Origin of the sequence: Synechococcus sp. CS-1332, assembly GCF_025127995.1 — a bacterium.
GTDB lineage: Bacteria > Cyanobacteriota > Cyanobacteriia > PCC-6307 > Cyanobiaceae > Cyanobium.
On record NZ_JAHLYP010000049.1, the window covers coordinates 22,379 to 48,594 of the forward strand.

The 26,216-nt window shown below is 68.2% G+C and carries 27 protein-coding genes and 1 tRNA gene; 14 read left to right on the forward strand and 14 right to left on the reverse strand.

Annotation, left to right across the window (positions count from 1 at the left end; genetic code table 11):
• The first annotated feature begins 11 nt into the window (after positions 1–11).
• Entirely contained in the window at positions 12–689 is a 678-nt protein-coding gene (locus tag KQ305_RS12010) for an alpha/beta hydrolase (protein WP_259725639.1), read from the forward strand.
• 22 nt (positions 690–711) lie between these two features.
• Here the strand turns inward: KQ305_RS12010 and KQ305_RS12015 are convergent, their stop codons facing one another.
• Positions 712–1,083: a DUF3155 domain-containing protein gene (locus tag KQ305_RS12015; protein ID WP_259725640.1), complete on the reverse strand. Its 372-nt coding sequence runs from the start codon at positions 1,081–1,083 to the stop codon at positions 712–714.
• Between the two features lie 409 nt (positions 1,084–1,492).
• Here KQ305_RS12015 and KQ305_RS12020 point away from each other — a divergent pair, with 409 nt between their 5' ends.
• Positions 1,493–2,623 (forward strand): HAMP domain-containing sensor histidine kinase, encoded by a 1,131-nt coding sequence (locus KQ305_RS12020; protein WP_259725641.1) that lies wholly within the window; start codon positions 1,493–1,495, stop codon positions 2,621–2,623.
• On the opposite strand, the gene KQ305_RS12025 is transcribed toward KQ305_RS12020, so the two are convergent.
• Positions 2,583–3,359: an adenosylcobinamide-GDP ribazoletransferase gene (locus KQ305_RS12025; RefSeq protein ID WP_259725642.1), complete on the reverse strand. Its 777-nt coding sequence runs from the start codon at positions 3,357–3,359 to the stop codon at positions 2,583–2,585. The two genes, KQ305_RS12020 and KQ305_RS12025, sit on opposite strands and share 41 nt — an antisense overlap.
• Before the next feature lie 78 nt (positions 3,360–3,437).
• On the opposite strand from KQ305_RS12025, the gene tgt reads away from it, so the two are divergent.
• Together tgt and KQ305_RS12035 are read left to right on the forward strand one after the other, a co-directional pair.
• Positions 3,438–4,559 (forward strand): tRNA guanosine(34) transglycosylase Tgt, encoded by a 1,122-nt coding sequence (gene tgt / locus KQ305_RS12030; protein ID WP_259725709.1) that lies wholly within the window; start codon positions 3,438–3,440, stop codon positions 4,557–4,559.
• A gap of 32 nt (positions 4,560–4,591) precedes the next feature.
• On the forward strand, positions 4,592–4,750 hold the full coding sequence (locus KQ305_RS12035) for a photosystem II reaction center protein K (RefSeq protein WP_259725643.1): 159 nt from the start codon (positions 4,592–4,594) through the stop codon (positions 4,748–4,750).
• Here KQ305_RS12035 and KQ305_RS12040 read toward each other — a convergent pair whose 3' ends face one another.
• Positions 4,751–5,479, reverse strand: coding sequence for a WecB/TagA/CpsF family glycosyltransferase (locus KQ305_RS12040; RefSeq protein ID WP_259725644.1), 729 nt, complete (start codon positions 5,477–5,479; stop codon positions 4,751–4,753). It lies immediately after the preceding gene.
• Between the two features lie 79 nt (positions 5,480–5,558).
• Here KQ305_RS12040 and KQ305_RS12045 point away from each other — a divergent pair, with 79 nt between their 5' ends.
• A complete protein-coding gene (locus KQ305_RS12045; protein ID WP_259725645.1) occupies positions 5,559–8,789 on the forward strand; it encodes a glycoside hydrolase family 15 protein in 3,231 nt (1,076 codons plus the stop codon).
• On the opposite strand, the gene KQ305_RS12050 is transcribed toward KQ305_RS12045, so the two are convergent.
• Genes KQ305_RS12050 through KQ305_RS12060 form a run of 3 tightly spaced genes read right to left on the reverse strand, consistent with a single transcriptional unit; the run spans position 8,786 to position 11,295 of the window.
• Entirely contained in the window at positions 8,786–9,778 is a 993-nt protein-coding gene (locus tag KQ305_RS12050) for a Gfo/Idh/MocA family protein (RefSeq protein ID WP_259725646.1), read from the reverse strand. The two genes, KQ305_RS12045 and KQ305_RS12050, sit on opposite strands and share 4 nt — an antisense overlap.
• A 35-nt stretch (positions 9,779–9,813) precedes the next feature.
• Positions 9,814–11,088: a hemolysin family protein gene (locus tag KQ305_RS12055; RefSeq protein WP_259725647.1), complete on the reverse strand. Its 1,275-nt coding sequence runs from the start codon at positions 11,086–11,088 to the stop codon at positions 9,814–9,816.
• 42 nt (positions 11,089–11,130) lie between these two features.
• A complete protein-coding gene (locus tag KQ305_RS12060; RefSeq protein WP_259725648.1) occupies positions 11,131–11,295 on the reverse strand; it encodes a hypothetical protein in 165 nt (54 codons plus the stop codon).
• Positions 11,296–11,427: 132 nt separating this feature from the next.
• Between KQ305_RS12060 and KQ305_RS12065 the strand changes: the two genes are divergently transcribed.
• The gene (locus KQ305_RS12065; protein ID WP_259725649.1) at positions 11,428–12,093 is read left to right on the forward strand and encodes a Fe2+-dependent dioxygenase; all 666 of its coding nucleotides are present in this window, start codon (positions 11,428–11,430) and stop codon (positions 12,091–12,093) included.
• A 6-nt stretch (positions 12,094–12,099) separates the two neighbouring features.
• Here KQ305_RS12065 and KQ305_RS12070 read toward each other — a convergent pair.
• Together KQ305_RS12070 and KQ305_RS12075 are read right to left on the reverse strand one after the other, a co-directional pair.
• A tRNA-Ile gene (locus tag KQ305_RS12070) sits at positions 12,100–12,172 on the reverse strand.
• Positions 12,173–12,203: 31 nt separating this feature from the next.
• On the reverse strand, positions 12,204–12,743 hold the full coding sequence (locus KQ305_RS12075; RefSeq protein ID WP_259725650.1) for an Occludin/ELL family protein: 540 nt from the start codon (positions 12,741–12,743) through the stop codon (positions 12,204–12,206).
• A gap of 142 nt (positions 12,744–12,885) precedes the next feature.
• Between KQ305_RS12075 and pyrE the strand changes: the two genes are divergently transcribed.
• Positions 12,886–13,479 (forward strand): orotate phosphoribosyltransferase, encoded by a 594-nt coding sequence (gene pyrE / locus KQ305_RS12080; protein ID WP_259725651.1) that lies wholly within the window; start codon positions 12,886–12,888, stop codon positions 13,477–13,479.
• 20 nt (positions 13,480–13,499) lie between these two features.
• Positions 13,500–14,501, forward strand: coding sequence for a folate-binding protein YgfZ (locus tag KQ305_RS12085; RefSeq protein ID WP_259725652.1), 1,002 nt, complete (start codon positions 13,500–13,502; stop codon positions 14,499–14,501).
• On the opposite strand, the gene KQ305_RS12090 is transcribed toward KQ305_RS12085, so the two are convergent.
• Positions 14,423–15,988, reverse strand: a complete 1,566-nt coding sequence (locus tag KQ305_RS12090; protein WP_259725653.1) for a TM0106 family RecB-like putative nuclease — start codon at positions 15,986–15,988, stop codon at positions 14,423–14,425. The genes KQ305_RS12085 and KQ305_RS12090 overlap by 79 nt on opposite strands.
• A 115-nt stretch (positions 15,989–16,103) precedes the next feature.
• On the opposite strand from KQ305_RS12090, the gene KQ305_RS12095 reads away from it, so the two are divergent.
• A complete protein-coding gene (locus KQ305_RS12095) occupies positions 16,104–17,573 on the forward strand; it encodes a phosphoglucomutase/phosphomannomutase family protein (RefSeq protein WP_259725654.1) in 1,470 nt (489 codons plus the stop codon).
• Positions 17,573–18,241 (forward strand): RdgB/HAM1 family non-canonical purine NTP pyrophosphatase, encoded by a 669-nt coding sequence (gene rdgB, locus KQ305_RS12100; protein ID WP_259725655.1) that lies wholly within the window; start codon positions 17,573–17,575, stop codon positions 18,239–18,241. Before KQ305_RS12095 ends, rdgB begins: the two co-directional genes overlap by 1 nt.
• Here the strand turns inward: rdgB and KQ305_RS12105 are convergent.
• Positions 18,238–19,380, reverse strand: coding sequence for a glycosyltransferase (locus KQ305_RS12105; protein WP_311134352.1), 1,143 nt, complete (start codon positions 19,378–19,380; stop codon positions 18,238–18,240). The genes rdgB and KQ305_RS12105 overlap by 4 nt on opposite strands.
• Positions 19,381–19,591: 211 nt before the next feature.
• On the opposite strand from KQ305_RS12105, the gene KQ305_RS12110 reads away from it, so the two are divergent.
• Positions 19,592–20,701 carry a glycosyltransferase gene (locus KQ305_RS12110; RefSeq protein ID WP_259725656.1) on the forward strand — a complete coding sequence of 370 codons (1,110 nt, stop codon included), beginning with the start codon at positions 19,592–19,594 and terminating at the stop codon, positions 20,699–20,701.
• Positions 20,702–21,540: 839 nt separating this feature from the next.
• Here KQ305_RS12110 and KQ305_RS12115 read toward each other — a convergent pair.
• The gene (locus tag KQ305_RS12115; protein WP_259725657.1) at positions 21,541–21,837 is read right to left on the reverse strand and encodes a YciI family protein; all 297 of its coding nucleotides are present in this window, start codon (positions 21,835–21,837) and stop codon (positions 21,541–21,543) included.
• A gap of 79 nt (positions 21,838–21,916) precedes the next feature.
• On the opposite strand from KQ305_RS12115, the gene KQ305_RS12120 reads away from it, so the two are divergent.
• Positions 21,917–22,081 (forward strand): Nif11-like leader peptide family natural product precursor, encoded by a 165-nt coding sequence (locus KQ305_RS12120; RefSeq protein ID WP_259725658.1) that lies wholly within the window; start codon positions 21,917–21,919, stop codon positions 22,079–22,081.
• Positions 22,082–22,159: 78 nt separating this feature from the next.
• Complete coding sequence (locus tag KQ305_RS12125) at positions 22,160–23,053, forward strand: glycosyltransferase family 32 protein (protein ID WP_259725659.1); 894 nt, start codon at positions 22,160–22,162, stop codon at positions 23,051–23,053.
• 1 nt (position 23,054) lies between these two features.
• Here the strand turns inward: KQ305_RS12125 and KQ305_RS12130 are convergent, their stop codons facing one another.
• From KQ305_RS12130 to hisB, 3 genes are all read right to left on the reverse strand, one after another.
• Positions 23,055–24,536 carry a carotenoid oxygenase family protein gene (locus KQ305_RS12130; RefSeq protein WP_259725660.1) on the reverse strand — a complete coding sequence of 494 codons (1,482 nt, stop codon included), beginning with the start codon at positions 24,534–24,536 and terminating at the stop codon, positions 23,055–23,057.
• Between the two features lie 87 nt (positions 24,537–24,623).
• Positions 24,624–24,782, reverse strand: a complete 159-nt coding sequence (locus KQ305_RS12135; RefSeq protein ID WP_259725661.1) for a hypothetical protein — start codon at positions 24,780–24,782, stop codon at positions 24,624–24,626.
• A 24-nt stretch (positions 24,783–24,806) separates the two neighbouring features.
• Complete coding sequence (gene hisB, locus KQ305_RS12140; RefSeq protein WP_259725662.1) at positions 24,807–25,490, reverse strand: imidazoleglycerol-phosphate dehydratase HisB; 684 nt, start codon at positions 25,488–25,490, stop codon at positions 24,807–24,809.
• Between the two features lie 94 nt (positions 25,491–25,584).
• Here hisB and KQ305_RS12145 point away from each other — a divergent pair, with 94 nt between their 5' ends.
• Positions 25,585–26,187 carry a carbonic anhydrase gene (locus KQ305_RS12145; RefSeq protein WP_259725663.1) on the forward strand — a complete coding sequence of 201 codons (603 nt, stop codon included), beginning with the start codon at positions 25,585–25,587 and terminating at the stop codon, positions 26,185–26,187.
• Positions 26,188–26,216 lie beyond the last annotated feature (29 nt).

A 26,216-nucleotide genomic window follows, 5' to 3' on the forward strand; every position in this document is an offset into this window, starting at 1 on the left:
CGAACGCCACCGTGCCCACGGATCCCTCCGCCGAAGCCCAGCTGAGTGAAGACGACGGCACCGCCCTCTGGCTGGGTCCCCGTCAGGCCGAGCACCGGCTTGTGCTGCTGCACGGCTGGGGCGCCGACGCCGATGACCTGCTCGAACTGGGGGCGGAACTGATCGGCGCCGATCCCGCCAGCCTCAACCTGAGCGTGGTGGCGCTGCGAGCGCCCCTGCCCCATCCGGGAGGATTGGGTCGCCAGTGGTACGACCTGCATCAGCCCGAGTGGCCCCAGTTGCCCCAGGCCCGCCGCGACCTGCGGCAACGGCTGCTGGCGCTGGGTGGCAGCGTGCCCCTCGAGAACACCTGCCTGCTGGGCTTCTCCCAGGGGGCCGCCATGGCCATCGACGTGGCCACCGGCTGCGGCGCCGACGCCTGCGACCCCCTCGCCCTGTCGGGCCTGATCGCCTGCAGCGGCTACCCCCACCCCGACTGGCAGCCCAAATCTCCCCGCACAGACATCCTGCTCACCCATGGAGAGCAGGATCCGGTGGTGCCCTTCGCGGCGAGTCAAGCGCTGGAGAGTGCCCTGGCGGACGCCGGGGGATCGGTGCGCCGGATCGCCTTTCCAGGCGGCCATTGCATCGATCCCGACCTGATCGCCACCATGCGGGATTTCCTGTTGGCTGGCTGGCGGGGAAGCTGACCCCCCCTGCCAACCCCCGGAATCAGACGAAGGCGTATTCGTACTCTTCCATTTCCTCCCAGTCATCGGAGGCGAGGGCTTCGAGGCCTTCGAACAGGACCTCTTCGCCGATGCCGTCGACGATCAGTCGCAGGGACGGGAACAGGAAGTGGTTCTCTTCGGCGTACTGGGCGCTGAACAGACCTTTCTCCCCCCAGAAGAAGCGGTCGGTGGTGTGCTCGTTGCGACGCACGTTGAGGATCGCCGGGGCCATCAGCTCCGTTTCGGCGATGTAGCGGCGTGCCGCTGTGACCGGTTTGTGGGCGCCGGTTTCGAGGTTGAACGTGGGGACATGGGCGAGGACCCGCTGACCCGCGAGACGACGGCGACTGATCCGCTTGCGCTTCTTGGACATGGAATGGATCCCGGCGAAGGGAGACCGAAAGGTGGAGTTGGGGGGGGGGCTGCAGACGAGCGAGCGTCGGCAGGAGCCGACGACGAGCGTCATGGCGGACCTGCCACCCTTGAGAGATGGCGGGTCCACGTCCACACGACTGTCGACCTGAAGCGGGTCGGAGAGGATCACCGTCGGTAACGCCGGCCTGAACCCCTGGAGGGGTGGTGACCGGAACAGAGGCGGTACGCAGCTACCTCTGCTGTAGCCTTGGATGCGAGCGAAGCGCAACACTGGCCGTTACGACTGCAACTTTCCGCCCGTCCGAGGACTGCGAGGTAGTGGTCGTTACCGACAGCTTAAAACAATTTTTGCGTTTCTACACGCCTCTTTTCAAAATTCCCGGCACGGACGCGGTCCGCGGGTCGTGATGCCTGTCTCAGAGCGGTTTCTGGCCCTGGTGGGCTTCCAGCTAGGTCAATTCATCGACTGCCCGGAGGTCCGGTCCTTGGTGGTCTACGTCACCCAGCAGGGCGAAACGGGCCAGCCCAGCCTGCTACCGGTCGGCCACTGGCCCCCGGACGAGCGAGCCCTGCCTCCGGTGGACACGGTCAGCCGTCTGCGGGTGCCCGCCGAGCAGCGGCGCTGGCTGCCCCTGCGCGATGGCCAGCGCCTGCTTGGTGCCCTGCAGGTGGAGGCCTCGCGCAACCCCTGGCCCGAGCCCCTCGCCCAGCGGCTCCAGGCCGTGGCCCTGGCCCTCACCGAAGCGCTGCGGCTGGATCTGGAGGGCGGGGAACTGCGCCAGCGGCTCACCGAGCGGGAGGAACAGCTGGGTCTGCTGCTCCACCAGTTGCGCAACCCCCTCACCGCCCTGCGCACCTTCGGCCAGCTGCTGCTGCGGCGCCTTGGCCCGGATCACAGCGACAGCTCCCTGGTGCGGGGCCTGCTGGCCGAGGAGCGCCAGATCAACCGCTATGTCGATGCCATCAGCGAACTGGTCCACCCCGAAGGCCTGCTCGCCGGCAGCGCCTCCCCTCAGCCGCTGCTGCTGCCGCCGCTGCTGAGCGGGCCGGAGGGCCAGCCCCTGGCCGGGCTGCTTGAACCACTGCTGCAACGGGCAGCCGCCACCGCCACCCTGCAGGGCCGGGACTGGCACGGACCCGAGGCCCTGCCCGACTGGAGCGGTGACAGCGGGGCGGTGGCGGAAATTCTGGCCAACCTGCTGGAGAACGCCTTCCGCTACAGCCCCCATGGCGCCGGCGTGGGCCTGCACACGGCCAGCGACGACGCCCTGCTCCACCTCACGGTGTGGGATGGCGGGCCGCCCATCGCCGCGGCGGAGCGGGAGGCGATCTTCGGGCGGGGGGTGCGGGGAACGCGGGGCCAGGACCTGCCCGGCACCGGACTGGGGCTGGCCCTGGGGCGGGATCTGGCCCGCAGCCTGGGCGGCGAGCTGGAGCTCGTGGTGCCGCCGCGGGCGCTGGCCGAGACGCTGCCCGTGCAGGGCAACGCCTTCCAGCTCAGCCTGCCGCGGCCGCCAGCCGCAGCGCCGCGGCGATGAGCAGCAGGCCGAGGGATTCGCTCCACTCCACGCAGGCCCCATAGGTGTCGCCGCTGTGGCCGCCCAGGCGGCGGCCCAGGGCCACCGGAACGAACAGGGCCGGCACCAGGGCCACCAGGCCGGCCAGCACGGGCCAGGGCGCCAGGCCGGGCCAGGGCAGCAGCAGCAGCAGTGGCAACAACAGCAGCGTGGGCCGCAGTTCCACCGCCAGGGCGGCGCCGTGGGCGCGATGGAAGGCGGCGCTGCCACCGGGCCGCAGGTAGGGGAACCAGGCCATGGCGGGCAGGGGCGCCACCCGCCCGCAGACCGCCGCCCAGACCAGGGCCATCGGCGCCGCCGCCCCCAGCAGGGCCAGGGCCGCGGTCCGCAGCAGCAGCACCAGCACCAGGGCTTGCACCCCGCTCGCTCCCACCCGGCTGTCGGCCATCGCCTCCAGGCAGCGATCCCCGGCGGCCAGGCCATCGGCGCTGTCCATCACGCCATCCATGTGCAGGCCACCGCTGAGCCAGAGGCCCAGCGCCAGCACCAGGGCCACCTGGGCCACCAGGGGCACCCGTCCCTGCAGCCCCCACCACAGCAGGGCCTGCAGGGCGCCGAGAGCGGCACCGATCCAGGGCGCGAAGCGGGCGATCCGCTCGAAGCGGGGCGCCGGCGCCGACCAGGCCGGCAGCACCGAATAGAAGATCCAGGCTCCGGCCAGATCCCGCAGCCACGGTGGAGCGCTCAGGCGAGGCATGGGGGCACGGGGCGGGGAGCGGCGGGGAGGTGGCGGCAGGAACCCCGCGTAGCGTCGCAGCAGAGCAGGTTCGGCGCCATCGCCTTCGACTTCACGATCACCGCCCGCTGCCCGCGGACCCGGGCCCGCTGCGGCTGCTTCACCACCCCCCACGGAACCGTGCAGACGCCCCGGTTCATGCCGGTGGGCACCGCCGCCACGGTCAAGGGCGTCACCACGCCCCAGCTGCAGGAGACCGGGGCACAGATGGTCCTGGCCAACACCTTCCACCTGCATCTGCAGCCGGGGGAGTCCGTGGTGGAGGACGCCGGTGGGCTGCATCGCTTCATGGGCTGGGAGGGCCCCCTGCTGACCGATTCGGGCGGCTTCCAGGTGTTCAGCCTCGACGCCATCAACCGGATCGACGACGACGGGGTGGTGTTCCGCTCCCCCAGGGACGGCTCCCGGATCGACCTGACCCCCGAGCGCTCCATGGCGATCCAGCGGGCCCTGGGCGCCGACGTGGCCATGGCCTTCGACCAGTGCCCGCCCTATCCCGCCAGTGAAGCGGCGGTGGCCGAGGCCTGCCGTCGCACCCATCGCTGGCTGGAGCGCTGCGTCGCCAGCCACACCGGCGGCGACCAGGCCCTGTTCGGGATCGTGCAGGGGGGCTGCTTCCCCCATCTGCGTGAGGCCTCAGCCCGGGTGGTGGCGGCGATGGACCTGCCCGGCATTGCCGTGGGCGGCGTCAGCGTCGGGGAACCCGTCGAGGAGATGCACCTGGTGGTCCGGCAGGTGGGTCCCCTGCTGCCGGAGCAGCGGCCCCACTATCTGATGGGGGTGGGCAGCCTGCGGGAGATGGCGATCGCGGTCGCCAATGGCTTCGACCTGTTCGACTGCGTGCTGCCGACCCGGCTGGGCCGGCACGGCACCGCCCTGGTGGGCGGTGAGCGCTGGAACCTGCGCAACGCCCGCTTCCGTCACGACCACGGCGCCCTCGATCCCAGCTGTCGCTGCCTGGCCTGCCGTCAGCACAGCCGCAGCTACCTGCACCACCTGTTCCGCAGCGAGGAGCTGCTGGGCCGCACCCTCTTGAGCCTGCACAATCTCACCACCCTGCTGCGCTTCACGACCGCCATGGCGCGGGCGATCAGCGAGGGATGTTTTGCAGAGGATTTCGCTCCCTGGGAGCCCGACTCCCCGGCCGCCCACACGTGGTAGGTTCCGGTCCTTGCAATGGTTTTCCTCCAGGCATGGCTCTCTCCCTGCTGGCCGGCTCCTCGCCCCACACCCTCGCCCAGCTGCCCGAGGCCTACCAGGCCTTCGGCCCCCTGGTCGACATCCTGCCGATCATCCCCCTGTTCTTCCTGCTGCTGGCCTTTGTCTGGCAGGCCTCGGTCGGTTTCCGCTGATCAGCGTCGTTCGCACAGCACCGCCCAGGCAAAAGCCGGCAGCGAAAGCATGCGCCGCCAGCGGCTGGGTTCCTTGATCAGCCGATAGAGCCACTCGACCTGCAGGGCCCCCATCCAGCCGGGGGCCCGCTTCTTGACACCGGCCCAGACGTCAAAGCTCCCCCCCACCCCCATCCAGAGGCCGGTGCGGGGTGCAGGAAGCTCCTGAATCCAGGTTTCCTGGCGGGGCACGCCCAGGGCCACCAGCACCAGATCAGGGCGGCACTGAAGCAGCTGTTGCTGGAGGCCAGTCCAGGTGTCTGCGGACTGGTAGCCGTGGACGCTGAAGACCAGATCCAGTCCCGGCAGGTCTTGGGCCAGGCGCTCCCGCAGCTGGTCCATCACCGCCGGACTCGCCCCCACCAGGGCCACCCGCCAGCCCGCGGCCGCCGCATGCTCCAGCAAGCGGCGGGCCAGCTCGATTCCCGGGCTGCGGCGGACGCGATGGGACTGAAGACCCAGGGCCCAGACCACACCGGCGCCATCGGGGATGACCATCCGGGCCGCCTCGATGGCCGCCCCCAGGGCAGGGTCCGCCCGGGCCGCCATGGTCATCTCCGCATTGAGGGTGACGATCTGGCCGCCACCAGCCCCGTGCAGGGCGACGGCATCGCCGAAAACGTCGTTGCTTACATTCACGGGAATGCCCAGGACGCGGGCACGGACCGGCTTGGTCGCGAGGGCTGCCATGGGAGGGGACGACGGCGGGGAGAATCTATGGCCTGGCTTCACAACAGCACCCTCCGGCACGCCCCGTCCTGACGCGACCATGATCACCACGGCGAGCACTGGCGACATGGGGGGGGAGGAGGCCCGCCAACTGCTCGACCGGCTGGACCGCCAGATCGAGCACGTGGTCCTGCGCCGGCAGCATCCGATCACGGGTCTGCTTCCCGCCAGCACCGCCAGCACCGTTCACGGCAACTACGGCGACGCCTGGGTGCGGGACTGCGTCTATTCGATCCAGTGCGTCTGGGGGCTGGCCCTGGCCCACCGGCGGCTGCAGGGACCCTGCCGCCGCTCCTTCGAACTGGAGCAGCGGGTCCTGCAGCTGATGCGAGGTCTGATGCGCTCGATGATGCGCCAGTCGGCGAAGGTGGAGCGCTTCAAGACGAGCCTTGAGCGGCTCGACGCCATCCACGCCAAGTTCGACACGGCCACCGGCGATCCGGTGGTGGCCGACGACGGCTGGGGCCATCTGCAGCTCGATGCCACGGCACTGTTTCTGCTGCAGCTGGCCCAGCTGACCCGCTCGGGGCTGGTGATCGTTCAGACCAGCCACGAGCGCGATTTCCTCCAGAACCTCGTCTACTACGTGGCACGCGCCTACCGGGTGGCCGACTACGGCATCTGGGAACGGGGCGACAAGGGCAACCACGGTCAGCCGGAGCGCAACGCCAGCTCGATCGGCATGGTCAAGGCCGCCCTCGAATCCCTCATCGGGCTGGATCTTTACGGGCCCCATGGCGACGGCAGCAGCTGCCTGACCATTCCGCACGACGCCATCGTGCGGCTGCGGCGTGCCCTGCGGGGCCTGCTGCCCAGGGAGTCAGCCAGCAAGGAGGCTGACAGCGCCTGCCTCTCGGTGATCGGCTACCCGGCCTGGGCCGTCGAGGATCCGGCCCTCGTCGCGCGCACCCGGGAAAAGATCCGCAGCGAACTGGCGGGGTCGTACGGGTACAAACGCTTCCGCCGTGACGGCCACCAGACCGTTTTGGAGGACGTGAGCCGGCACCACTACGAGCGGGAGGAGCTGGCCCAGTTCGAGCACATCGAATGCGAGTGGCCCCTGTTCCTGGCCTACGAGCTGATCACGGCCTGCTGCGAGGGCCGCTGGGACGAAGCCCGCCAGTGGCGCCAGCAGTTGGAGGCGCTGAGCGTTCAGGTCGACGGGGAGGCCCTGCTGCCGGAGCTCTATCTGGTGCCAGAGCGGCTGATCGAGGCCGAGCGGCGCCAGCCCGGCAGCCAGATCCGGGTGGCCAACGAGAACGTCCCGTTGCTCTGGACCCAGAGCCTCACCTGGTTGTCGGATCTGCTGTTGCACGGCCTGATCACCGCCGACGACCTCGATCCCTGTGGCCGTCGCCACCCCAACCCGCCGGGGGCCCAGGAGGTGCTGGTGGCCCTGGCTCCCGCCGATGCCAGCGTCGCCGCGGCCCTGGCGGACGCCGGTCTGCCGGTGAAGACGCTGCCGGCGAGCGAGACGCCCCCCCTGCGGGTGGCCAGTTCCCGTGAGCTGGCCCGGCGCCTGGCGACGGTGGGCGCCAATGGGCGGCTGGGGCTCTCCGGCCATCCACCCGTGCGGATGGAGACCCAGGCGACCGCCAGGCTCTACCGCCACAACGGCGAACTGATCGGCTTCCTGCCGGCGGTGCTGGAGGAGGACACCTTCTACCTGGCCGACGATGCCCAGGTGCTGGTGGACACGGTGGCCACCGAGGTGCGGGTGCTGCAACGGCATTGGCGGGGCGAGGGAGCCCCCCTGCTGCTCGTGCCGGTCCACGCCGGTCCCTTCCGCAGGGACCCCGACGCCTTCCTGGACCTGGGCCGTGATCTGCTGCAGGGCCAGCTGGGCTCGGTGCCCGTACGCCTGGTCTCCCTGGAGGAGCTGGTGCCGCAGGCCACTCTGATCGACCTGCCGCCCCAGGCCCTGGCCGCCTGCGACCTGGTGCCCGACGGCCACACCTTGCTGCCGGCCAGCGCCAGCCACCAACCGCTCACCGCCCGCCAGGAGCAGGAGCTGGAGGATGTCCCGCTGGCCCATCTGGTCGACCGGCTCTGGAGCAGCCGCTCCCTGGAGGAACAGGCGGAGGTGCTGGAACTGCTCAGCCGGCGGCTGGGTCCCAATGCTCGCCTGCAGGGGCCCCGCAGCGGTCCTGGGGTGCGGCTGATGGTGTTGCTGGAGGAGGTTTACCGCCGCGGCCTGGCCGATGCCGACTGGAGTGTGGTGCGCCGCGCCGCCGGCGCCATGGGCCTGGTGCACCCCCAGCTCGAGGATGCCCTCACCGATCTGCTACTGCGCCAGAAGCAGGTGGTGGTGGGCCGCAACTACACCCACGACTCCCTGCTCAGCCAGCCGGAGGGCAGCCTGGCCATCGCGGCGATGGTGCGCCGCTTCAGCGGCGAGGACGGCCGCGAATGGATGCTCCAGCAGGAGCTGCTACTGGCCATCGATGCCCTGGCCCGCTCCAACGTGAACCTGCTCAGCGGCAGCCTGACCCTGCAGCTGGGCCAGTTCCTGCTGTTGCTCACCGGTGAACTGGCGGCCGAGGCCAACCTCAGCCCCAGCGAAGCCTTCGAAAGTCTTTGCAGCCTGCCCCCCCACGCCATCCGCCGCCGGCTCCAGGCCGTGCTGGCCGACGTGGAACACGCCCGGGCCTCCCTGCAGCGCAAGGAGCAGCTGCACCTGCGCGGCCGGGTGCGCTGGGAGGTGCCCGATCCCCTGGCCGAGCTGCCGAAGGACGGCAGCTGGCTGCAACACCGCATGCGGCTGGGGGCGCTGCAGCGGGTGCCGAAGGACTTCTACCCGGGCATCTGGGACCTGCTCCACCACTGCCGGGGCCTGGTGATCGGCGACAAGCTGGAGCGACGCAACCGGCTGGAGAGCGCCCCCCTGCTGCGCGAGAAAACGCCCGGCGAAAAGAACTTCGCCATGTTGGTGGAGCACCTCCTGAGCAAGATCGAAGCCCCGGAATACCGCCGGCTGTGCATCGAAACCCTGCTCACCCTGATGGCCTTCATGGCCGCCAACCCCCAGGTGCAGTTCGACGACGACCTCGCCCTCGACGTGGTGATTGGCCACGCCGTGCGGGTGGGCTGGCAGCAGTGCCATCCCGAGGTGCCCAGCGACCAGTACGGCCCCCACAAGGCGGAGGCCTGGGATCTCTTCTATCGCTCCTCCACAGCCGACTGCCGCCGCTGGCAACTGCTGGCTCTGCAGGAGCTGACCGACCGGGAGGTGGTCCCCCTGGACCGGACAAACCGGCGACAGGTGACCTAGATCGGGGCCTCCAGGGCCATGCAGAGGTTGGGCTGCTCAACACACTGCTCGATCAGGTCGGCCAGCTGCAGCGCCCGGGAGGCCTGAAGGCCATCGACGGCAGGGGTTTCCCGCCCCCGCACGCACTGCAGGAAGTGCTCCAGCTCGGCATAGAGGGGTTCGATGGAGGTGGTGCTCACCTCCTCGATGAAGCCATCGTTGCGGTACAGAAGCTCCCCGTGGTCGGCGCTCACCGACTCATGGGAGCGCCTGTGGATGCGCAGATTGCGGTTGAGGAAATCCGTCTCCATCAGGCTGCTGCGGCAGTGGGCGCTGAGGCTGCGGATCTTGCGGTGGGCCATCTTGCTGGCCGTGAGGCTGGCCACCACGCCGTTGGCGAAGCCGAGGGTGGCATTGACGTAATCGATCGGGCCATCTGAGCTGCGGCCACCGGCCGCGGCCAGTCGCACCACGGGGGAGGCGGCCAGTTCAAGCACCAGATCGATGTCGTGGATCATCAGGTCGAGCACCACCGACACATCGTTGGCCCGGTCGGCGTTGGGGCTGTGGCGCCGAGCTTCCAGCACCACCACCTCCTCGTTGGCCACCACCCGCAGCAGCTCCCGGAAGGCGGGATTGAAGCGCTCGATGTGGCCCACCTGCAGCAGCCGACCGGCGGTTTCGGCGGCGCGGATCAGGTCGGCCGCCTCCTCCTGGGTGGCGGCGATCGGCTTCTCGATCAGCACATGCAACCCCGCCTGCAGGCAGGCCATGCCGACGCGGTGGTGCAACAGGGTGGGAACGGCGATACAAACCGCTTCCACCTCGCCCAACAGGTCCTCGTAGGTGGGGAACCAGCGACAGTCGAACTGCTCGACCGCCAGACGGCCTCGGGTCTCGTCGGGGTCGGCGACGCCCACCAGTTCGGCATCCCGCAGCAGGCTGAGCACCCGCGCGTGGTGCCAGCCCATGTTGCCGATGCCGATGACACCCACGCGCACTGGGTTCATGGCAGGGGCTGAGCAGGTGGGCGCATTATCGATGATCAGGTTCCTTCCATGCTGGCGAGGGTGATCTGGACCCGCTCGATGCGGGGTCCGTCCATGGTGAGCACGTCGATGCGGACGCCGTGCCAGCTGAGGCCTTCCCCCGGGGAGGGGATGTGCTGCAGACGCTCGAGTACGAAGCCGGCCAGGGTGTGATGGCCTTCCGCTTCTGGCAGCTGCAGGCCCAGCTGGCGGTTGAGTTCGACGATCTCCAGATCGCCCGCCGCCGACCAGGTGCCGTCGACGAGTTGCAGCAGATCCTGGGCGGTCTCGAGGGGGTTGTCGTCCTCGCCCACAATTTCACCGGTGAGGTCAGACACGGTGACCAGCCCTTCGGTGCCGCCGTGCTCGTCGACCACCACCAGCAGGGGCTGTCCACTGCGGATCAGGGGCAGGAGGTCGGCCAGCGAGGCACTTTCCTGCACCTGGGCCACCGGCAGGATCCAGGGAGCCAGCGGGGTCTCGGGGCGCAGCAGGCCCCGGGCGATGGGCTCGGCCAGCCGCCTGAGGTCGAGCATGCCGCGCACATCATCGAGGGAGCTGCCGATCACCGGGAAGCGGGCGTGCTGGCTGGCGTGCACCGACTCCATCATCTCGGCGAAGGTCACCTCCACCGGCAGGGTGACCATGCCGGAGCGCGGCATCATCACCTCACGGACCAGCGTGTCCCGCAAGGAAAAGACCCCCTCCAGGATGCTGCGCTCATCCGGCATCAGGCCGGTCACGCTACCGCTCTCGATCAGCGTCTCCAGCTCACCGGCCGAGAGCACCGGCACCAGCTCATCCCAGTTGCGCGGCAGCCCGAGCAGCCTGAGCAAGCCCCCGCTGAAGCGCTCGATCAGCAGCAGCAACGGTGCCAGGGTGCGGGTAAGCGACTCGAGCAGCGGCGCCAGCCGCAGGGCCGAGACTTCCGGACGATGGAGCACCCAGGCCTTGGGCACCAGACCGCCCAGCAGGGTGGCCAGCAGCGCCAGCGCCAGGAAGACACCGGCATCGATCCAGGCCTGTTCGCGCCAGACCATCCAGCGGGCGACCTGCTCCGCCAGGCCGCGGGCCAGCCAGCCCATGGCCAGCAGCGCCAGCACCAGGCCCAGCTGGGTCGCCACGAGCACGCTGCGCAGCCGGTGCTGCAGCCGGGCCACGGAACGGGCCCCGGGCTCCCCGGCCTCCTCGAGCTGCTGGACCCGGCTGGGCCGCAGGCGAATCAACGCAAGCTCCCCGGCAGCGAAGAAGGCCAGCAGAGCCAACAGGATCGCCAGGACCAGGAAGCGCATCGATGGGCTGAATTAGAAGCAGGTTAGGCCCCACCGCCAGGCTCAGCCTTCGCCGCCCTCGCCGCCCTCGCCATCTTCGTCCTTGCGGCCTCCATCTGGGGCCTCGGCAGCCGGCTTGTCCGGGGCAGGCGCACTCACGCCGTTCTCGCCGCCCTCTGGATCCTTGGGCTCGGGGGCCTGGCCACAGCCCATGGTGGCCGTGATCAAGCCGGTGGTGACCAGGAACAGGGCAACGCTCGAGCGGGCTATGGCAGAACAGCAATGGACGCGATTGTGCCGCAGCTCCGCCCCGGCAACTGATTCGATGCGACGGTGGCACACGACTGATCAGCCAGGAGGATGCACTTCCGTCTCGAACCGCTGCTGAGCGACGGCCAGGTGGAGGAACTGCGCCTGGCCCTTCTGGAGGACGCCGCACCCTGGCGGGACGGAGCCGAAACAGCGGGGTGGCACGCCCGGGGCGTGAAGCGCAACCGCCAGTTGGACCCCAGCTCCGCCCTGCACCAGAGCCTCGCCTCCGCCCTCAGCGGCCAGCTGCTGGCCCATCCCCTGCTGCAGGCGGCGGCCCTGCCGGTGCAGCTGCACAACCTCCGCTTCAGCCGCTGCGGCATCGGCGAGGGCTATGGCCGCCACGTCGACAACGCCTACATGGCCGGGGGCCGCTCCGATCTTTCCTTCACCCTGTTCCTCAGCGCGCCCGACCACTACCGGGGCGGCGATCTGGTGCTGGAGGACCCGGGCGGCGAAAGCCACGTCAGGCTGCCGGCCGGCCACGCCCTGGTGTATCCGAGTTCCCTGTTGCATCGGGTGGAGCCGGTGACCTGGGGCGAACGGCTGGTGGCCGTGGGCTGGATCCAGAGCCGGGTCCGCCGCAGCGACAGGCGCGAACTCCTGTTCGAGCTCGACACCGCCCGCCGCGCCCTGTTCCAGTTCCAGGGAAAGGATGAAATCTTCGACCTCCTCACCCGCAGCTACACCAACCTGCTCCGGATGTGGGGAGAGTGAGGGGGATGGGGGTCCCGGGGATCGAACCCGGCTAAGGCGAATTATGAGTTCGCTGCATTCACCAGATTGCTAGACCCCCCCGATGCCGTCCGGATGGCTGCCGAGACGACTTACCAGAGACCACGGATCGGCGGGGTCCAGGTGGTGCTGGCCGGCGGGTTGATGTAGGTGGGTCCGGCGCCGGCACCGAGGCTGCTACTGAAGCCGTTGGTGATGTCGGAGGTGCGCAGGGGCATCAGGCCGCTCTGATTGGTGAGCATCACCGAGGCGGTGTTCTCGACGGCGGTGCCATCCCAGATGATGTTCTGGTCAGAGAAACCGAAGGCGACGATCTTGCCCCCATCCCGACCCGGGATCGAGAGGCCGAGGGGATCGGTGATCTGATGCAGAAGGTTGACGCCCTGGGCAAAGGGCGCCGAGAAGCTGTAGTAGCGCTGCTCCATCACCTCGGGGGCCGAACGGGTCACGCCGCAACGGGTGACCTCCACCGGCCCCGTGCCGGCCGAGGCGGGCATAGGCGCTTCAAGGGTGGTGGTGCAGAGCACCGGCCCGGCGACGGCAGGAGCTAGCAGGGAAACCGCCGCGAACGGCACCAGGGCCGACAAGGGTGCGGCAAGGAAAGCGGGCACTGCCAGGATCGGTGCTGTCATGGGGTCGCGCGGCCCCAGCTCCGGGGCAATTTGTCCGCAGGTTAGCGACCTCTGACGCTCTTCACCATCCATCTTCCGTCGCAGCCGCCGCTTCGACAACGCGCCCCATCGACACGCCCCTTTACAAGCTCCGTCACCACCGATGGTCTCCCTGCTCTCCAGCCCTAGCCAACAGCGCTCCGCCCTGCTCGCCCTGCTGGCGGAGCGGGCCTACCGGCTGGGCGATTTCACCCTGGCGTCGGGCCGCCGCAGCGTGCACTACGTCAACTGCAAGCCGGTGAGCCTGAGCGGCATCGGCCTGGCCCTGCTGGGCCGCCTGATGCTGGAGCAGGTGGAGGCCGAGGCCGCCGCAGTGGCGGGCCTGACTCTGGGGGCCGATCCCCTGGTCAGCGCCGTGGCCCTCCAGGCCGCCCTCTCGGGCAGGGATCTCGATGCCCTGATCGTGCGCAAGGAGGCCAAGGGCCATGGCACCGGCGCCTGGCTCGAAGGACCCCTGCCTCCCTCCGGCGGCCGGATCACCGTCCTGGAGGACGTGGTGACGACCGGCGGTTCGGCCCTGAAGGCCGTGACCCAGTTGCAGGAGGCGGGTTACGCGGTGAACCGGGTCGTGGCGATCGTTGACCGCCAGGAGGGCGGGGCCGAGGCGATGGCGGAAGCCGGCCTCGACCTGCGCAGCCTTTTCCTGCTCGAGGAGGTGGCCGCTACGGCCGCCGGTCTGGATGGCGCGGCAGGCTGAACCCCGCCCCAAGCGACGCCATGACCTCCCCCACCGCCAAGATGTCCGCCGCGGCCGATCCCTGGCACTGGACGCCTCCGGCCCTGAGCCGCTGGTCCCGGCCGGTGGGGCTGCTGCGGCTCGACGGTCCCGACACCCTGCGGGTGCTGCACGGCCAGACCAGCCAGGCGCTCGAGGGGGCCCGCCCCGGCCAGTGGCTCGGCACCTGTTGCATCAGTCCCACGGCCCGGATGCGGGCGGTGGCGGAAGTGCTGGTGGACGCCGACGGGGCCTGGCTGGTGATCATCGACGGGGATCCCGAGGCGGTACGCCTCGCCCTCGACCGGGTGCTGTTTCCCGCCGACAAGGTGCGGCTGGGGCCGGTGACAGCGGCCACGCTGCATCAGCCACTGGGATCGGCGGGTCTCGCCGCCACACCCTCCGGGACCTGGGCGGCGTCAGAAGGCTCACCGGGCTGGCAGCTGGGGGACGCCCTGCTGCTGCCGGCGGACGCGCCATTGCCTGCCTGGTTGGACGAGCGTCGCCCCCTGGAGCCGCAGGAAGCGGAACGCTGGCGGCTCCAGCAGGGCCTGCCGGCGGCACCGGGGGAGATCAACGAGGACACCAATCCGTTTGAACTGGGGCTGGCCGCACGGGTGAGCCTGACCAAGGGCTGCTACGTGGGCCAGGAGACCCTCGCCAAGCTCGCCACCTACGACGGGGTGAAACGGCAGCTGCGGCGCTGGCAGGCCACCGGCGTCAGCGCCGAGGCCGTCGCCCCGGGCACGCCGCTGCACGACCCCCAGGGGGGCCGCGCCGGGCTGATCAGCTCCAGCCTCGAACTGCCTGATGGCGAAGGGTGGATCGGCCTGGCCCTGGTACGCCGAGCCTGCCTGGAGGAGCCGCTGCTGCAGGCCGGGGCCGCGCCCGGTGCCAGCCTGCAGCTCTCGGTTCCAGCGGCGTTTCAACCGCCGCCGGTCGGGGCTGGGGGCACTGGGGGGGGCGCTGCAAAGGGCGCTGTAGAGGGCGTTAAGGCGTCCTGATCCAGCAGCCAGCGCACCACCGCCCAGGTGGCCAGGCTGTCGTCCTGGTTGTAGCGGAAGATGCGTTGCAGCTTGCGGACCAGGGCCGCCCGGCTCGGACGCCGCGGCCCGCCGGAGCCCTCCCGCCACTGGCGCCACCAGAGCAGGCAGCGGGCGCCGTCGACCCCCTTCTGGCTCCACGAGAAGCCCAGCCAGCCCGCCACGGCCTTCAGCCCGTAGCTGTTCACCGGCAGCAACCAGTGGCGCCGCAGCCGCTGATGCACATCCACCAGCCGTGTCCGCAGGCGCTGCCGCTCCGCCTCGCTGGCTCCCTGGCGCTCGGCCAGGCGCAGCAGGGACACCGATTCGGTCTCGCCGTAGTGGAGAACGGGCCAGTCGGGATAGCGCGCCAGCAGGGTGCTCAGGCGCCCCCAGAGACGGGCCTCGCCGTGCTCCTGCAGGGCTAGCAAAGGGTGGTAACGGCCCAGGATCTCGCCCGGAGCTGGAGCCTCGGGCCAGCGTCCATCCGCCCCGCGCTCCAGCCGCACCAGCCCGTGCAGGAAGTCATCGCGGGCATCGGGGTCGGATTCGATGTCATAAAGCAACACCCCGGGGGCCGCCGCCAGCTCGGGCAGGGCTGGACAGGTCCCCTCGTCGCTGCGCCGGGGAACGCCCTCCTGCTGCACCCTGGCCTGGGCCACCAGCTTGGGTGCCACCTCCCGGTGCTGCTCCCCGTGCGCGGCCAGGTCCTCGGCCAGCCGATCCGGATCGGTCGCCGCCAGCTGGTCGAGGCTGGCGATACCCAGCTCCAGCAGGAGCTCGCGGCGCTTGCCGCCGATGCCACTCACCTCGCTCAGGTGTCCCTCGGAGGCCGCGACCCGATCACAGGCCCCGCGCCAGCTGCACAGGGTGCATTTCTTGCGATCGCTGACCAGCGGCGGCGGCTCGCTGCGCTCCAGCTCGAGGGCCAGGCGCTCCAGGCTCTCGTCGAGTTGACGCTGCAGGGAGCCCCCGAGGGCCAGCCGCTCCCGCTCCAGTCCCCGATCGCCCCCTGCCACCACCAACCCATGGGGCACGGGGGCCTGCTGATGCTCCGCCAGCAACCGCCCCCAGAGGGCGAGCAGTACCCGGTGTTCCCGGGTGAGACGCCGGCCCTGGCGGGCCAGCACCGGCCGGTAGCTGTGGGCGCCCCAGCGGCTGGGCTCCTCGACCCGCTCCAGCAGGCTCGGATGGGCTTCCAGCCGCAGGCCACGGGGGCCGGTGCCCACCAGCCTCAGACCCACCACACCGGGCGCCCCGGCCCGGCAGGCCTCTTCCCCGTGGCCGGGGCGCTGGGGTAACAGGCTCTGGAAACTGCGCAGCTGGTCGTCGAGGGCCAGGGCGCGATGGGCACTCCACGACCGCTCCTGGGATGGTCCATGGAGGTCGAGCCAGGCCCGCCGCCGGCAGCGCACCCAGCTGCGCAGCAGGCGGTCGGTGAGGACGGGGGCGTCCGGGGGCTGGGGCATGGGCTGCAGGCTAGGGGGGCCGGTGGCCTGCCATCAGGCCGGCACCCCCTGCAGCCATCAGGTGGCGCCAGCCTGCTACGACCGGCGTGCCCCTACCCCGCGTCCGCGCCGCGCCATGGCCTCCGCCCCCCTGCCCCTCGAGGCCGGACCGATCCACTTCGGCACCGATGGCTGGCGCGGCATCCTCGGGGTGGACATCACCATGGAGCGCCTGCTGCCGGTGGCCGCTGCCGCCGCCCGGGAGCTGGCCGCCAGCGCCCCGGCGGACCTGGAGAGCCGGGAGGTCGTGATCGGCTACGACCGACGCTTCCTGGCGCCGGAGCTGGCCGAAGCCATCGCCGCCGCCGTGCGGGGGGCGGATCTGGTGCCCCTGCTGGCCGCCAGCCCCGTGCCCACGCCGGCCTGCAGCTGGGCGGTGGTGGAACGAAAGGCCCTGGGGGCCCTGGTGATCACCGCCAGCCACAACCCGCCGGAATGGCTGGGGCTCAAGATCAAGGGTCCCTTCGGGGGCTCGGTGGAAGGCGACTTCACCGCCCGGGTGGAGCGGCGCCTCGAGGCAGGGGGCCTGAGCGTGCCGATCCCCGGCGACACCGAGCGCTTCGATGCCATGGGCACCTACCTGGCCGGACTCGGCGCCAAAATCGATGTCCCTGCCCTGGTGACGGGCCTGGCCGGCATCGGCCTGCAGGTGATCGTGGATCCGATGCATGGCTCGGCCGCTGGGGGGCTGCCGGCCCTGCTGGGGGAGGCGGGCGCCGCCGCCGGTGTGATCCGGGAGATCCGCGGCGAGCGGGATCCCCTGTTCGGCGGCCACCCGCCCGAACCGCTGGCGCCCTACCTGGGGCAGCTGATCGCCGAAGTGCGCCAGGCCACGGCGGCCGGCCGGCCGGCGGTGGGCATCGTCTTCGATGGCGACGGCGACCGCATCGCCGCGGTGGATGAACAGGGCCGGTTCTGCAGCACCCAGCTGCTGATGCCACTGCTGATCGACCACCTGGCCAGGGCCCGCCGACTGGGCGGCCGCGTGGTCAAGACCGTGAGTGGCTCCGATCTGATGGCCCTGGTGGCCGCGGACCTGGGCCGGGAGGTGATCGAGATGCCCGTCGGGTTCAAGTACATCGCCGCCGAGATGCTGAGCAGCGAGGTGCTGGTGGGGGGAGAGGAATCGGGCGGGGTGGGCTTCGGCATCCACCTGCCGGAGCGGGATGCCCTGTTCGCCGCCCTGCTGCTGATCGAAGCCCTGGTGGAAGGGGGGCTGCCCCTCGGTGCCCGGCTGGCTGCCCTGCAGGAGCGCTGCGGTGGCGCCAGCGTCTACGACCGCCTTGATCTGCGCCTGCCGGACATGGCCAGCCGCGGCCGGCTGGAGGCGCTCCTGGCCCAGGATCCGCCCCAGGAGGTGGCCGGTGCCGCCGTGGTGGAGGTGAACCGCACCGACGGCGTCAAGCTGCGGATGGGCCCCAGCCACTGGCTGATGCTGCGCTTCTCCGGTACCGAGCCCTTGCTGCGCCTCTATTGCGAAGCCCCCGATGCCGAGCGGGTGCAGGCGGTACTGGCCTGGGCACGGCAGCTGGCGGAGGCGATCTGATGGCAGACCCACTGGAGCCCCCATTGGAGCCAAGGGTGGACCCCACCGTGCTGGTCATCGCCAGCGGCAACGCCGGCAAGATCAGGGAATTCGCCCACCTGTTGGCCTCTCTCCCTCTGGCGGTGCGGCCCCAGCCCGACGGCCTTGAGGTGGAGGAAACGGGCACCAGTTTCGCCGCCAATGCTCGGCTGAAGGCCGAAGCGGTGGCCAGCGTCACGGGCCAGTGGGCCCTGGCCGACGACTCGGGGCTGGCGGTGGCGGCCCTGGGCGGCGCCCCCGGGGTGCATTCGGCCCGCTATGCCGACAGCGACGCGGCCCGGATCGCCCGGCTGCTGAAGGAACTAGGAGAGAGTGATCGTCAGCGCCACGGGCAGGCTCTGCCATCGGATCGCCGGGCGGCCTTCGTGGCTGCCCTGGCGGTGGCCGATCCCACCGGAGCGATCCGGCTGGAGGTGGAGGGCCGCTGCGAGGGGGAGATCCTGGAGACTCCGCGGGGCAGCGGCGGCTTCGGCTACGACCCGGTGTTCTTCGTGCCCACCGAAGGCCTGAGCTACGCCGAGATGGATCAGGGACTCAAGGGGCGGATTGGTCACCGGGGCAGGGCCTTCGCCCAGCTGGAGCCGAGGTTGCGGGACCTGCTGGAAGCCCTCCGGCCCCCAGCCCCCTAACGAAGGACGGGAGCCGGTCTCCCGCTCTCTAGGGCCATGGTCAGGTCATCGGCCATCGCCGCGGCCCGCTTTTCCCAGGTGCATCCCGTCGCGAACCGATGACGCACGTCTGCCCGGCCGTCCCTGAAGTTGGCGGCGGCCAGGCGTTCGAGGGTGGCCATGAGGGCCTGACCGTCGGCGCAGTGATAGGCAAGGTGAGGGGTTTCGGCGATCTGATCGCAGGTGCCGGTGTACAGGATGGGCTGACCGGTGGGTAGCTGGGAGAAGAACCGGACCGGGCTGCTGCAGGGGTTGATGTCGTCGTCCGTGAGGGGTAGTACGGCCGCGTCGACGGAGGCGAAGTAGGCCTGCAGGCTCTCGTAGGGCTGGGCGCCGACGAAGCGGCAGCGAGGGCTTCTCTGGAGGTGGGCGAGCCCGGGAACCTGGCAGCGGACAGGCCCCACGAATAGCCAGCGAAGCTCGGGCAGGCCATCATGGGCCTGCACGATCGGCTGTAGGTCGATGCGTGTGCCGATCACGCCGATGATGCCGATCAGGGGCCGGAAATCCGCCGGCAACAGCTCCGGTGGCGGGGCGGGGTGGGGAGGGAGCTCGGGAGGTAGCCAGGCCTCGGGGATGCCGTTGGGAATGATGTGAAAGCGGGATTCCTCCAGTCCGTACCGATCGCGGAGCACCTCGGCGAGCCCACGCGACACCGTGAAGATGAGATCGGCATGGCGGGCAAGAAGTTTCTCCTGATCAAGCCGGACATAGGGATAAGCCGCATAGTCATCAAAGACGTGATAGGCGATGACGGAAGCCAGACTGCGGAAGTGAATGGCATAGGGCCAGAAGTAGGGATCGGTGATGATCAGCGCATCGGCTTGGCCGTAGGTGCGCAGCAAACGCCGTTCCACCAGGGGGGCAAGCAACCTGACCAGCCAGCGATGACGGGAGAAGGCGCCGCGGGGGATGACGCAGTTGAGGCCGCGGCGGTGGCCAAACTCAGGCAACCATCCCCGCAAACTGAGCCGTGGGGTGAGGTGCTGCACCTCCCAAATCTGCTCCAATGCAGCGAAGAGTTCCCGATGATAGGGCTCTTCGGAGCCCACCACAAAGAGGCGTCGAAACCGGGAAGTCGTCCTCGCTGAATCAGTCACGTCAGGACGAGTTGATCATGGCTAAATCATCATAGACGACCCCAGAGGTCAGCATCCGACCTGTGCTACCGACGCTGAAACAAACGGCGATACGAAGGCCAGGACCAGCGAAGACGTCCTGAGACGCAAGTCTCCAGGAATTTACTGTGACAACAATTCAGGCTAAGGCGTGTATCCTTGCCGTAGATGAAGTCTTCCCGAGTCGCCGGTCATGCCAGATTCTGCTGAGGCGGACGGAGATCATCGACCAACAGTCGTTTTCCTGCCGGACAAGCGACTCTTCAACCCCTACCAGACCAGGTTGGCCGAGGCGCTATCCAGCCAGGGGTTCAATGTTGTCGTCAAGGACCATCCGCCACTTCTGGGAGCCTTCTGTCGACAGCAAAGGTTGTACGAAAATAATGTCATCGTTCATCTTCACTGGCTCAACGGCCTGACTGACAAGGCAGTGTATGCCCAGTCCGGAATCCGATTCCTCATCTGGTACGTACTGGTCACAATCGACCTCACCATCTTCAGGCTACGTGGAGGCAAGTTGTTCTGGACCGTCCATAACCTGATCAGCCATGAATGTCCGAACCCCTCAAGAGAGATGGAAATGCGGCGCCTGGTCGCCAGGTTGGCCGATGGAATTCATTTTCACAGCCAGTCTGCGGTCACACGTGCCCAAGAGGAGTACACCATCCGGCTTCGGCACAAAGCGGTTGTCGCTGCTCACGCCGGCTACCCGGATGACTACCCGCCAGACAGCTCCAGAACAGAATCAATGGCACTTGAGACCGGCATCAGGAGCGACCACTTCACGTTTCTTTTCTTTGGCACCATTCGCAGCTATAAGGGCCTGGAGTCCTTGGTCGAGGCCTTCAGTCGGCGTCCGGGACCCCGCTACAGGCTGCTGATCGCAGGTGCCGCCATCCCAGGTGTTTCCATCCAGTGGCTCGATCAGGCTTCGGCCCGGGACCCTCGCGTCCTGGTTCGCTCCGGCTATGTTTCCAACCTAGATGTGTCCGCTCTCTTTGCCATCTCCGATGTGCTGGTGGCACCTTACAGCGCAACACTGACATCGGGGGTTGTCTCCCTTGGTCTCACCTTTGGCATACCCATGGTGCTTCCAGACGCTGCAAAGGTGTATGACCTTCCTGGCGACGCCGGCGCCGAGTTTTTCGCACCAGGCAATCTCCCAGAAGCCCTTGCGATGATCGAGACGCGGAATCTGGCCCTGATGCGGGCCCACAACACGACACTTGGGCAGTCTCTGACCTGGGGGAGCATGGCCGAGACGATTGCCATGGCCTACCGGAAGGCCCTTCCAGCGCGTTAACGCACCGGCGGCGGGGTGTTCAGGACCTCGAGCAGGACCCGCCTTGCTTCGCAGCACATCGCATCAAGGTGCTGCGAGGCGGCGGCACCGGCTGCCTGAGGATTCCGGAGATACCGGATCATCTCAGGCGCGAAATCGAAGGTTCTGGCGGCCACGGAAACTACTGGAGAAACTGGCATTCCCTCCACACCAGCCGGGGGGCAGACGATCGCCCTGCCATAGGCCATCGCTTCCACGATCCTGGATTCAAAGGATCACGTCTGATCGCCTCAATCCTCGGCGCTCATCATCCTGACTCGGAGAAATCCAGAAGTCGCCTGGTACTAGCTTGGAATCACGTAGCAACATGGTGCGATCCGCGAATACGTCGCGACAATCAAGAATCTTCAGACACCTTGAGCCAAAGGCCGCATAAAAGGCTAAACCAAAGACATCAGGCATAGGCATACGCCTGTAATCAGCTGCTCTCTGGATGCGACGCGCCTGGGCAAGCCAGACTGAAAGAAACCATTCATGCAAGGGGCGATTACTGAGTGAACTGCCACGCTGCCCTCCCGCCGGGCGGCAACGGGAACGGACCCGAGCAACAGCAATGCGACGTCCGTCCAGGGACACCAAAGAGTGCTGGACACCAGCTCGCCAGACGAAGACGTGGATCCATTGGTCAACGACTCTGCTGGTCTGCTCCTTTTCCTCTGTGGAAAGGTCAACACCAGCGAGGTGGATTTCTCATCCCCTAGAACGCTGATCGTCAAGCAAAGCAGCCGAGCGGCTTCGATTGCCGGTGCAGGGAGGGCCGACGCCGATCCTTGAGATCAGCAGGAGGCCTCGATCGGTCATCAGCCCACCCCCAGATCCCCCATGGCCGGAACCCACCCCTGCAAGGTCCAGTCAACGCTGCCGCTGACGATCATCGGATCCTGAAGCACCAGTGACTTGGCGGCTTCATGGTCCAAGGCCTCAAGCACCAGCAGGCCGCCGCCACCGGGCTGCCCATGGCCATCCACCAGGTAGCCGCTGCTGATCCTGCGCCCTTCCCGGCGGAGCCGCTCCACCCAACGCCGGTGCTCCTGCAGGTGCGGGATCATCTGGTCGTAGGGGAGAAGAAAGGATTCGGTCTTGATGAACCAGGCCATGGCTTGCTCAAGATGCGAGGCGGGATCAAGGGATCCGCCCTGGAAGGGAGTAGAACGGAGTAACCCAATAGATCGTCCCATGTCTAAATCTCAGCTCAACGCCTTTCTCGCCAAGGTGGCCGCCGACCCCGGCCTCAAGGCACGGGTGGATGCGGCGGCTGATGCCGATGCCGTGGTGGCCCTTGCCCTCTCCGAGGGTCATCTCTTCTCCCCCGCCACCTTCACCCGCTTCTCCCGCGGCTGAAGCCTGCACATTCTGTATCAATCCCTGGCAAAGCCCTTAGGGTTTCCAAGTGCTCCCGTTGTGCCGCGACGTTGAACGATGCAGGAACGGAGTGAAACCAACCAGGCCATCCCTTGGCTGCTCTCCACCGCTTCCCTCAAGTCCCATCCAGTGGCTTCCCGAGGCGTTCCCAGGATCATCCACCAGACGTTCAGCGAAAGGAGTCGTCTGCAGCCCGTCTTGGAGAAAAATTGCCTTGCGATAGAAGCGCTCAATCCCGACTTTGAGTATCGCTTCTATGAAGATCGCGACTGCAAAAGCTTCATCGAGGAGACCTTCGGAAAAGCAATCCTGGCCAGGTATCTCCGAATTGATCCCAGTTTCGGTGCCGCCCGGGCAGATCTTTTTCGCTATCTTTGCCTCTATCACTATGGTGGCGTTTATCTGGACATCAAGGCCAGGCTTACGTTGCCCCTCTCCGGCGTTCTACGCGACGATGATTCGTTTCTGCTGAGCCAATGGGATCACTCGCTAGACAGTCAATATGCCGGCTGGGGGACCCATTGGCGACTCAATGGCATTGCCGGAGGTGAATACCAGCAGTGGTACATCATCGCGTCACCAGGGCATCCCTTTCTTGCGGCGGTGATAGCCAACGTGATAAAGAACATCGATTCCTTTAATCCCTTCTCCTTCGCTAATCCATGGGAAGCGGTCATCTGCACCACTGGCCCTGTGGTGTACACGAGCAGCATTGATCAGATCCTGGATTCCCATCCGCACCGTCGGCTCAGCAACAGCGAAGAGATTGGGATCAATTACAGCATCTTTGCTGAGAGCAAAGACCCAGATGCCCATCGGCGGCTCTACAAGGATTACCGAAAAGCCGAAACCCCACTGATCCGCCAGTCTTTCCCCCTCTACCTGCTGTGGGTCCAGCTGACCTGGGGCCGGAAAGTGTGGCGCAGAATCCGCAGACTCCTGAGCCGCTGACTTAGGCCGCCACCCAGCTGCCATGCAGGCCATGGGGGATCGCCAGTGGCAGTTCCACCAGCGCCAGCTCCTCCATGGAGGCGGCATCCAGCACCACCAGATCACTGGCGCTGCGGGCCCCGTTCCAGTACAGGCCGAGCACCCAGCCGTCATCCTCGGCGGTCGCTCCGGGACGGGGAACCATGATCGGCTCGCTGACGAACCCCCGCGGAGCGGCGCTCCAGACCCGGGTCTCGCCACCGTGGAGATCCAGCTTCATCAGAGCCTGCAGGGGGTCGTTGCCCTGCTCCCGCTCGGCCACCGCCATCCAGCCGTAACGGCTCTCGAGCCCCACCCGTGCCGGGGCCACCATGGCGAATTCGCAGGTGCGTTCACTCAACCTGGAGGACGTGACCGTGCCGCTGGCCAGATCAAGACGGCAGCGCTCCAGCAGACCCGCCGGAATTCGGTCGAAATCCACTTCCTTGTAGTCCTGGTCGGGGCCGATGGAGGGGAAATCGGCGTAATAGATGCTGTCGATCACCACCGCACCACCGTCTTCCCAGGCGTTGAGGTGGTGGAACACGAAACCTTCCGGAGCCTCCAGGAGCCGCGGTTCCTGGCCGGCGAAGGCACCGTCCTGGCGAGGGATCAACCAGAACTGGCCCCGGGCGCCGGGGCGTGATTTCAGGCACTGGGCGGCCCCTTTGCGGCCGAGCACGAAGGGAAGGGGATTGAAATCGATCGCGTTCTGCAGGAACACCGCCCAGTTGGGGGTGATGGCGAAATCGTGCAGAAAGGCAAAGCCAGGGAAGCTGTGGCTGGAGTCGGCCAGGAGAGTGCCCGCCTCAGAACCTTCAGCGGCGAACTCCATCAGCCGCACCGTGCTGCGGGGGCCGGCTTTCACCCCGAAAGTGACCATCCGCGGCGCTCCGTGATGGCCAGGATCGAAGCGGGGGTGGGCACTGAAGGCCTCACCTGGCTTGAGAACGCCGTCCAGCAGGGTCAGGCCCTGCGTTTCCAGGCTGAGCGGATCCAGGGCATGGGGGGAACTGGCCTCCCAGAGGGCGAGGAGCTGGTCGCCGAGCCGCACCACGTGCGTATTGGCGATGTTCTTGAGCCGCAGGTCGAAGGCATTGGCCAGGACCCCACCCGGCTTGGGTGTGCCGAACACGCCGCGATACAGATAGGCACCAGCCTTTTCTTCCTCCAGCCAGCCCTCGGTGCGCACGAAGCGGTTGCTAAGCCGGGCGCCGCCAGCGGTGAACCGCAGGGCGGTGATCATCCCGTCGCCATCGAAGGGATGGTGGACCCAATGGCCGTCGCGCTCAAGCCGGCCGGGGCCGTTGCGATAGAGCGTGCCGCTCAGCTCGGCAGGGAGCGTTCCCCGGCTGGCCACCAGGGGCACATCAGTGAGCTCTTCGGTGACATTGCGAAAGGAGCTGGCCCAGTCGGAGCGTTCGTAGGAAGGCGAAGCCGCGGCAGCAGGGGAAGCAACGGTCATCGGGTCAGGCCAAGGCGGGGAACAGCGTCAAGCGCTGTCCCAATTATCACGTAACAGAGTGTGAAGACGTGGGCGGTCGTCCCGACCTCAGACGTCGCAGGGCAGTTCCACCACCGGGCAGGGGGGCTGGGAAACCGCACAGGGCGAGACCTGGGCCTGGCTCGGCAGGCAGTTGGCGGCACGGGCCGGAGCGGCCAGAGCGATGGCGGCGGCAAGACCCGCAACAAGCAGTTGAAGAGGAGGCATGGGGCCTAAAAGACTTTTGAAAGGCTAGTCGCCACCAGCGGGGTTGCCTCCAGCGCGCTCCAGCACCCCCTTGCTGCTTGGCACGGCCCCGCCCCGGCGGGGATCGATCTCCACCGCCTGGTCGAGGGCCCGGGCGAACGCCTTGAAACAGGCCTCCACGATGTGGTGGGAGTTCACTCCCGCCAGCTGGCGGATATGGAGGGTGAGGCCGGCATTGTTGGCCACGGCCACGAAGAACTCCCGCACCAGTTCGGTGTCGTAGGTGCCGATGCGCTGGGCGGGGATGGCCAGGTCGTAGCTGAGGTGGGGCCTGCCGGAGCAGTCGAGCGCCACTTGCACCAGGGCCTCATCCAGGGGAGCCAGGAAGTGGCCGAAGCGACGGATACCGCGCCGGTCGGCCAGGGCCTGGGCAAGCGCCTGACCCACCGCGATGCCCACGTCCTCATTGGTGTGGTGATCATCGATGTGGGTGTCGCCCCTGGCGGTGATCTCCAGATCCAGCAGGCCATGGCTGGCGAGCTGGTGGAGCATGTGGTCGAGGAAGGGGACGCCGGTGGCCACCTGGCAACGGCCGGTGCCATCCAGATCAAGCGCGACATGAACGTCCGTCTCGCCGGTGACGCGATGGATCTCGCCGGTGCGCGGTGGGCCGGTTCGCGAAGAGCTGATGGTCACGCGGGCGAAGGCGACGGGCCTGATCCGAATCATGCCAAAGCCCTGGCGGCCACGCCCTGACGACCGGACGCCCACATGGTGTGGAGCGCTACGGCACGGGGCCGCCGGGGATGGTGGTGTGGGCCCTATGCCGACCTGTCCCGGTGCCGTCCTCGACCAGCTACGCGCCGGGCACCAGCGCTTTCTTGACGGCCATTCGCTCCACCCCCACAGCGATCGCCTGCGGATGCTGGAGGTGGAAGCAGGCCAGAACCCCGTGGCGGCCGTGCTGGGCTGCGCCGATTCGCGGGTGCCAGTGGAGCTGCTGTTCGATACGGGCTTCGGGGATCTGTTCGTGGTGCGCAACGCCGGCACCATGAGCACCGTGGCCGCCATCGCCTCGCTCGAATACGCCGTGAGCTATCTGGAGGTGCCTGTGATCGTGGTGCTCGGCCACGCCGCCTGCGGCGCTGTGGCGGCGGCCTTCGATCGGGGGCTCAGCCTGACGCCGAGCCTGGCCCAGGTGGTGGGCCAGCTGCGCATGGAGCTGTTCAGCCTCGGCGGTGAACACAACCTGGAGGAGGCCTGCCGCCATCACACCCTCAATGCGGCCCGCAATCTCGTCGATTCCAGCGTGATGCTCACCGACAGGCTCAGGTCTGGCAGCTTGCAGGTGGAGGCGGCTTACTACAACCTCCACACCACCAGCATTGAGTGGATGGGCACTGTGATGCCGATGCGGCAGGGGTGAACCCTCGGTGTGCCTGGCGAGTGGACGAG

Coding starts and splice junctions, on each gene's coding strand:
- KQ305_RS12025 (WP_259725642.1), bottom strand. CDS start 3,359: ATGCCTCGCCTGAGCGCTCCACCGTGGCTGCGGGATCTGGCCGGAGCC.
- KQ305_RS12055 (WP_259725647.1), bottom strand. CDS start 11,088: ATGCGCTTCCTGGTCCTGGCGATCCTGTTGGCTCTGCTGGCCTTCTTC.
- KQ305_RS12120 (WP_259725658.1), top strand. CDS start 21,917: ATGTCTAAATCTCAGCTCAACGCCTTTCTCGCCAAGGTGGCCGCCGAC.
- KQ305_RS12050 (WP_259725646.1), bottom strand. CDS start 9,778: ATGAACCCAGTGCGCGTGGGTGTCATCGGCATCGGCAACATGGGCTGG.
- KQ305_RS12090 (WP_259725653.1), bottom strand. CDS start 15,988: ATGCCCCAGCCCCCGGACGCCCCCGTCCTCACCGACCGCCTGCTGCGC.
- KQ305_RS12045 (WP_259725645.1), top strand. CDS start 5,559: ATGATCACCACGGCGAGCACTGGCGACATGGGGGGGGAGGAGGCCCGC.
- KQ305_RS12145 (WP_259725663.1), top strand. CDS start 25,585: ATGCCGACCTGTCCCGGTGCCGTCCTCGACCAGCTACGCGCCGGGCAC.
- KQ305_RS12130 (WP_259725660.1), bottom strand. CDS start 24,536: ATGACCGTTGCTTCCCCTGCTGCCGCGGCTTCGCCTTCCTACGAACGC.
- hisB (WP_259725662.1), bottom strand. CDS start 25,490: ATGATTCGGATCAGGCCCGTCGCCTTCGCCCGCGTGACCATCAGCTCT.
- KQ305_RS12015 (WP_259725640.1), bottom strand. CDS start 1,083: ATGTCCAAGAAGCGCAAGCGGATCAGTCGCCGTCGTCTCGCGGGTCAG.
- pyrE (WP_259725651.1), top strand. CDS start 12,886: ATGGTCTCCCTGCTCTCCAGCCCTAGCCAACAGCGCTCCGCCCTGCTC.
- KQ305_RS12085 (WP_259725652.1), top strand. CDS start 13,500: ATGACCTCCCCCACCGCCAAGATGTCCGCCGCGGCCGATCCCTGGCAC.
- KQ305_RS12020 (WP_259725641.1), top strand. CDS start 1,493: ATGCCTGTCTCAGAGCGGTTTCTGGCCCTGGTGGGCTTCCAGCTAGGT.
- KQ305_RS12110 (WP_259725656.1), top strand. CDS start 19,592: ATGCCAGATTCTGCTGAGGCGGACGGAGATCATCGACCAACAGTCGTT.
- KQ305_RS12135 (WP_259725661.1), bottom strand. CDS start 24,782: ATGCCTCCTCTTCAACTGCTTGTTGCGGGTCTTGCCGCCGCCATCGCT.
- KQ305_RS12075 (WP_259725650.1), bottom strand. CDS start 12,743: ATGACAGCACCGATCCTGGCAGTGCCCGCTTTCCTTGCCGCACCCTTG.
- KQ305_RS12115 (WP_259725657.1), bottom strand. CDS start 21,837: ATGGCCTGGTTCATCAAGACCGAATCCTTTCTTCTCCCCTACGACCAG.
- KQ305_RS12035 (WP_259725643.1), top strand. CDS start 4,592: ATGGCTCTCTCCCTGCTGGCCGGCTCCTCGCCCCACACCCTCGCCCAG.
- KQ305_RS12065 (WP_259725649.1), top strand. CDS start 11,428: ATGCACTTCCGTCTCGAACCGCTGCTGAGCGACGGCCAGGTGGAGGAA.
- KQ305_RS12040 (WP_259725644.1), bottom strand. CDS start 5,479: ATGGCAGCCCTCGCGACCAAGCCGGTCCGTGCCCGCGTCCTGGGCATT.
- rdgB (WP_259725655.1), top strand. CDS start 17,573: ATGGCAGACCCACTGGAGCCCCCATTGGAGCCAAGGGTGGACCCCACC.
- KQ305_RS12095 (WP_259725654.1), top strand. CDS start 16,104: ATGGCCTCCGCCCCCCTGCCCCTCGAGGCCGGACCGATCCACTTCGGC.
- KQ305_RS12125 (WP_259725659.1), top strand. CDS start 22,160: ATGCAGGAACGGAGTGAAACCAACCAGGCCATCCCTTGGCTGCTCTCC.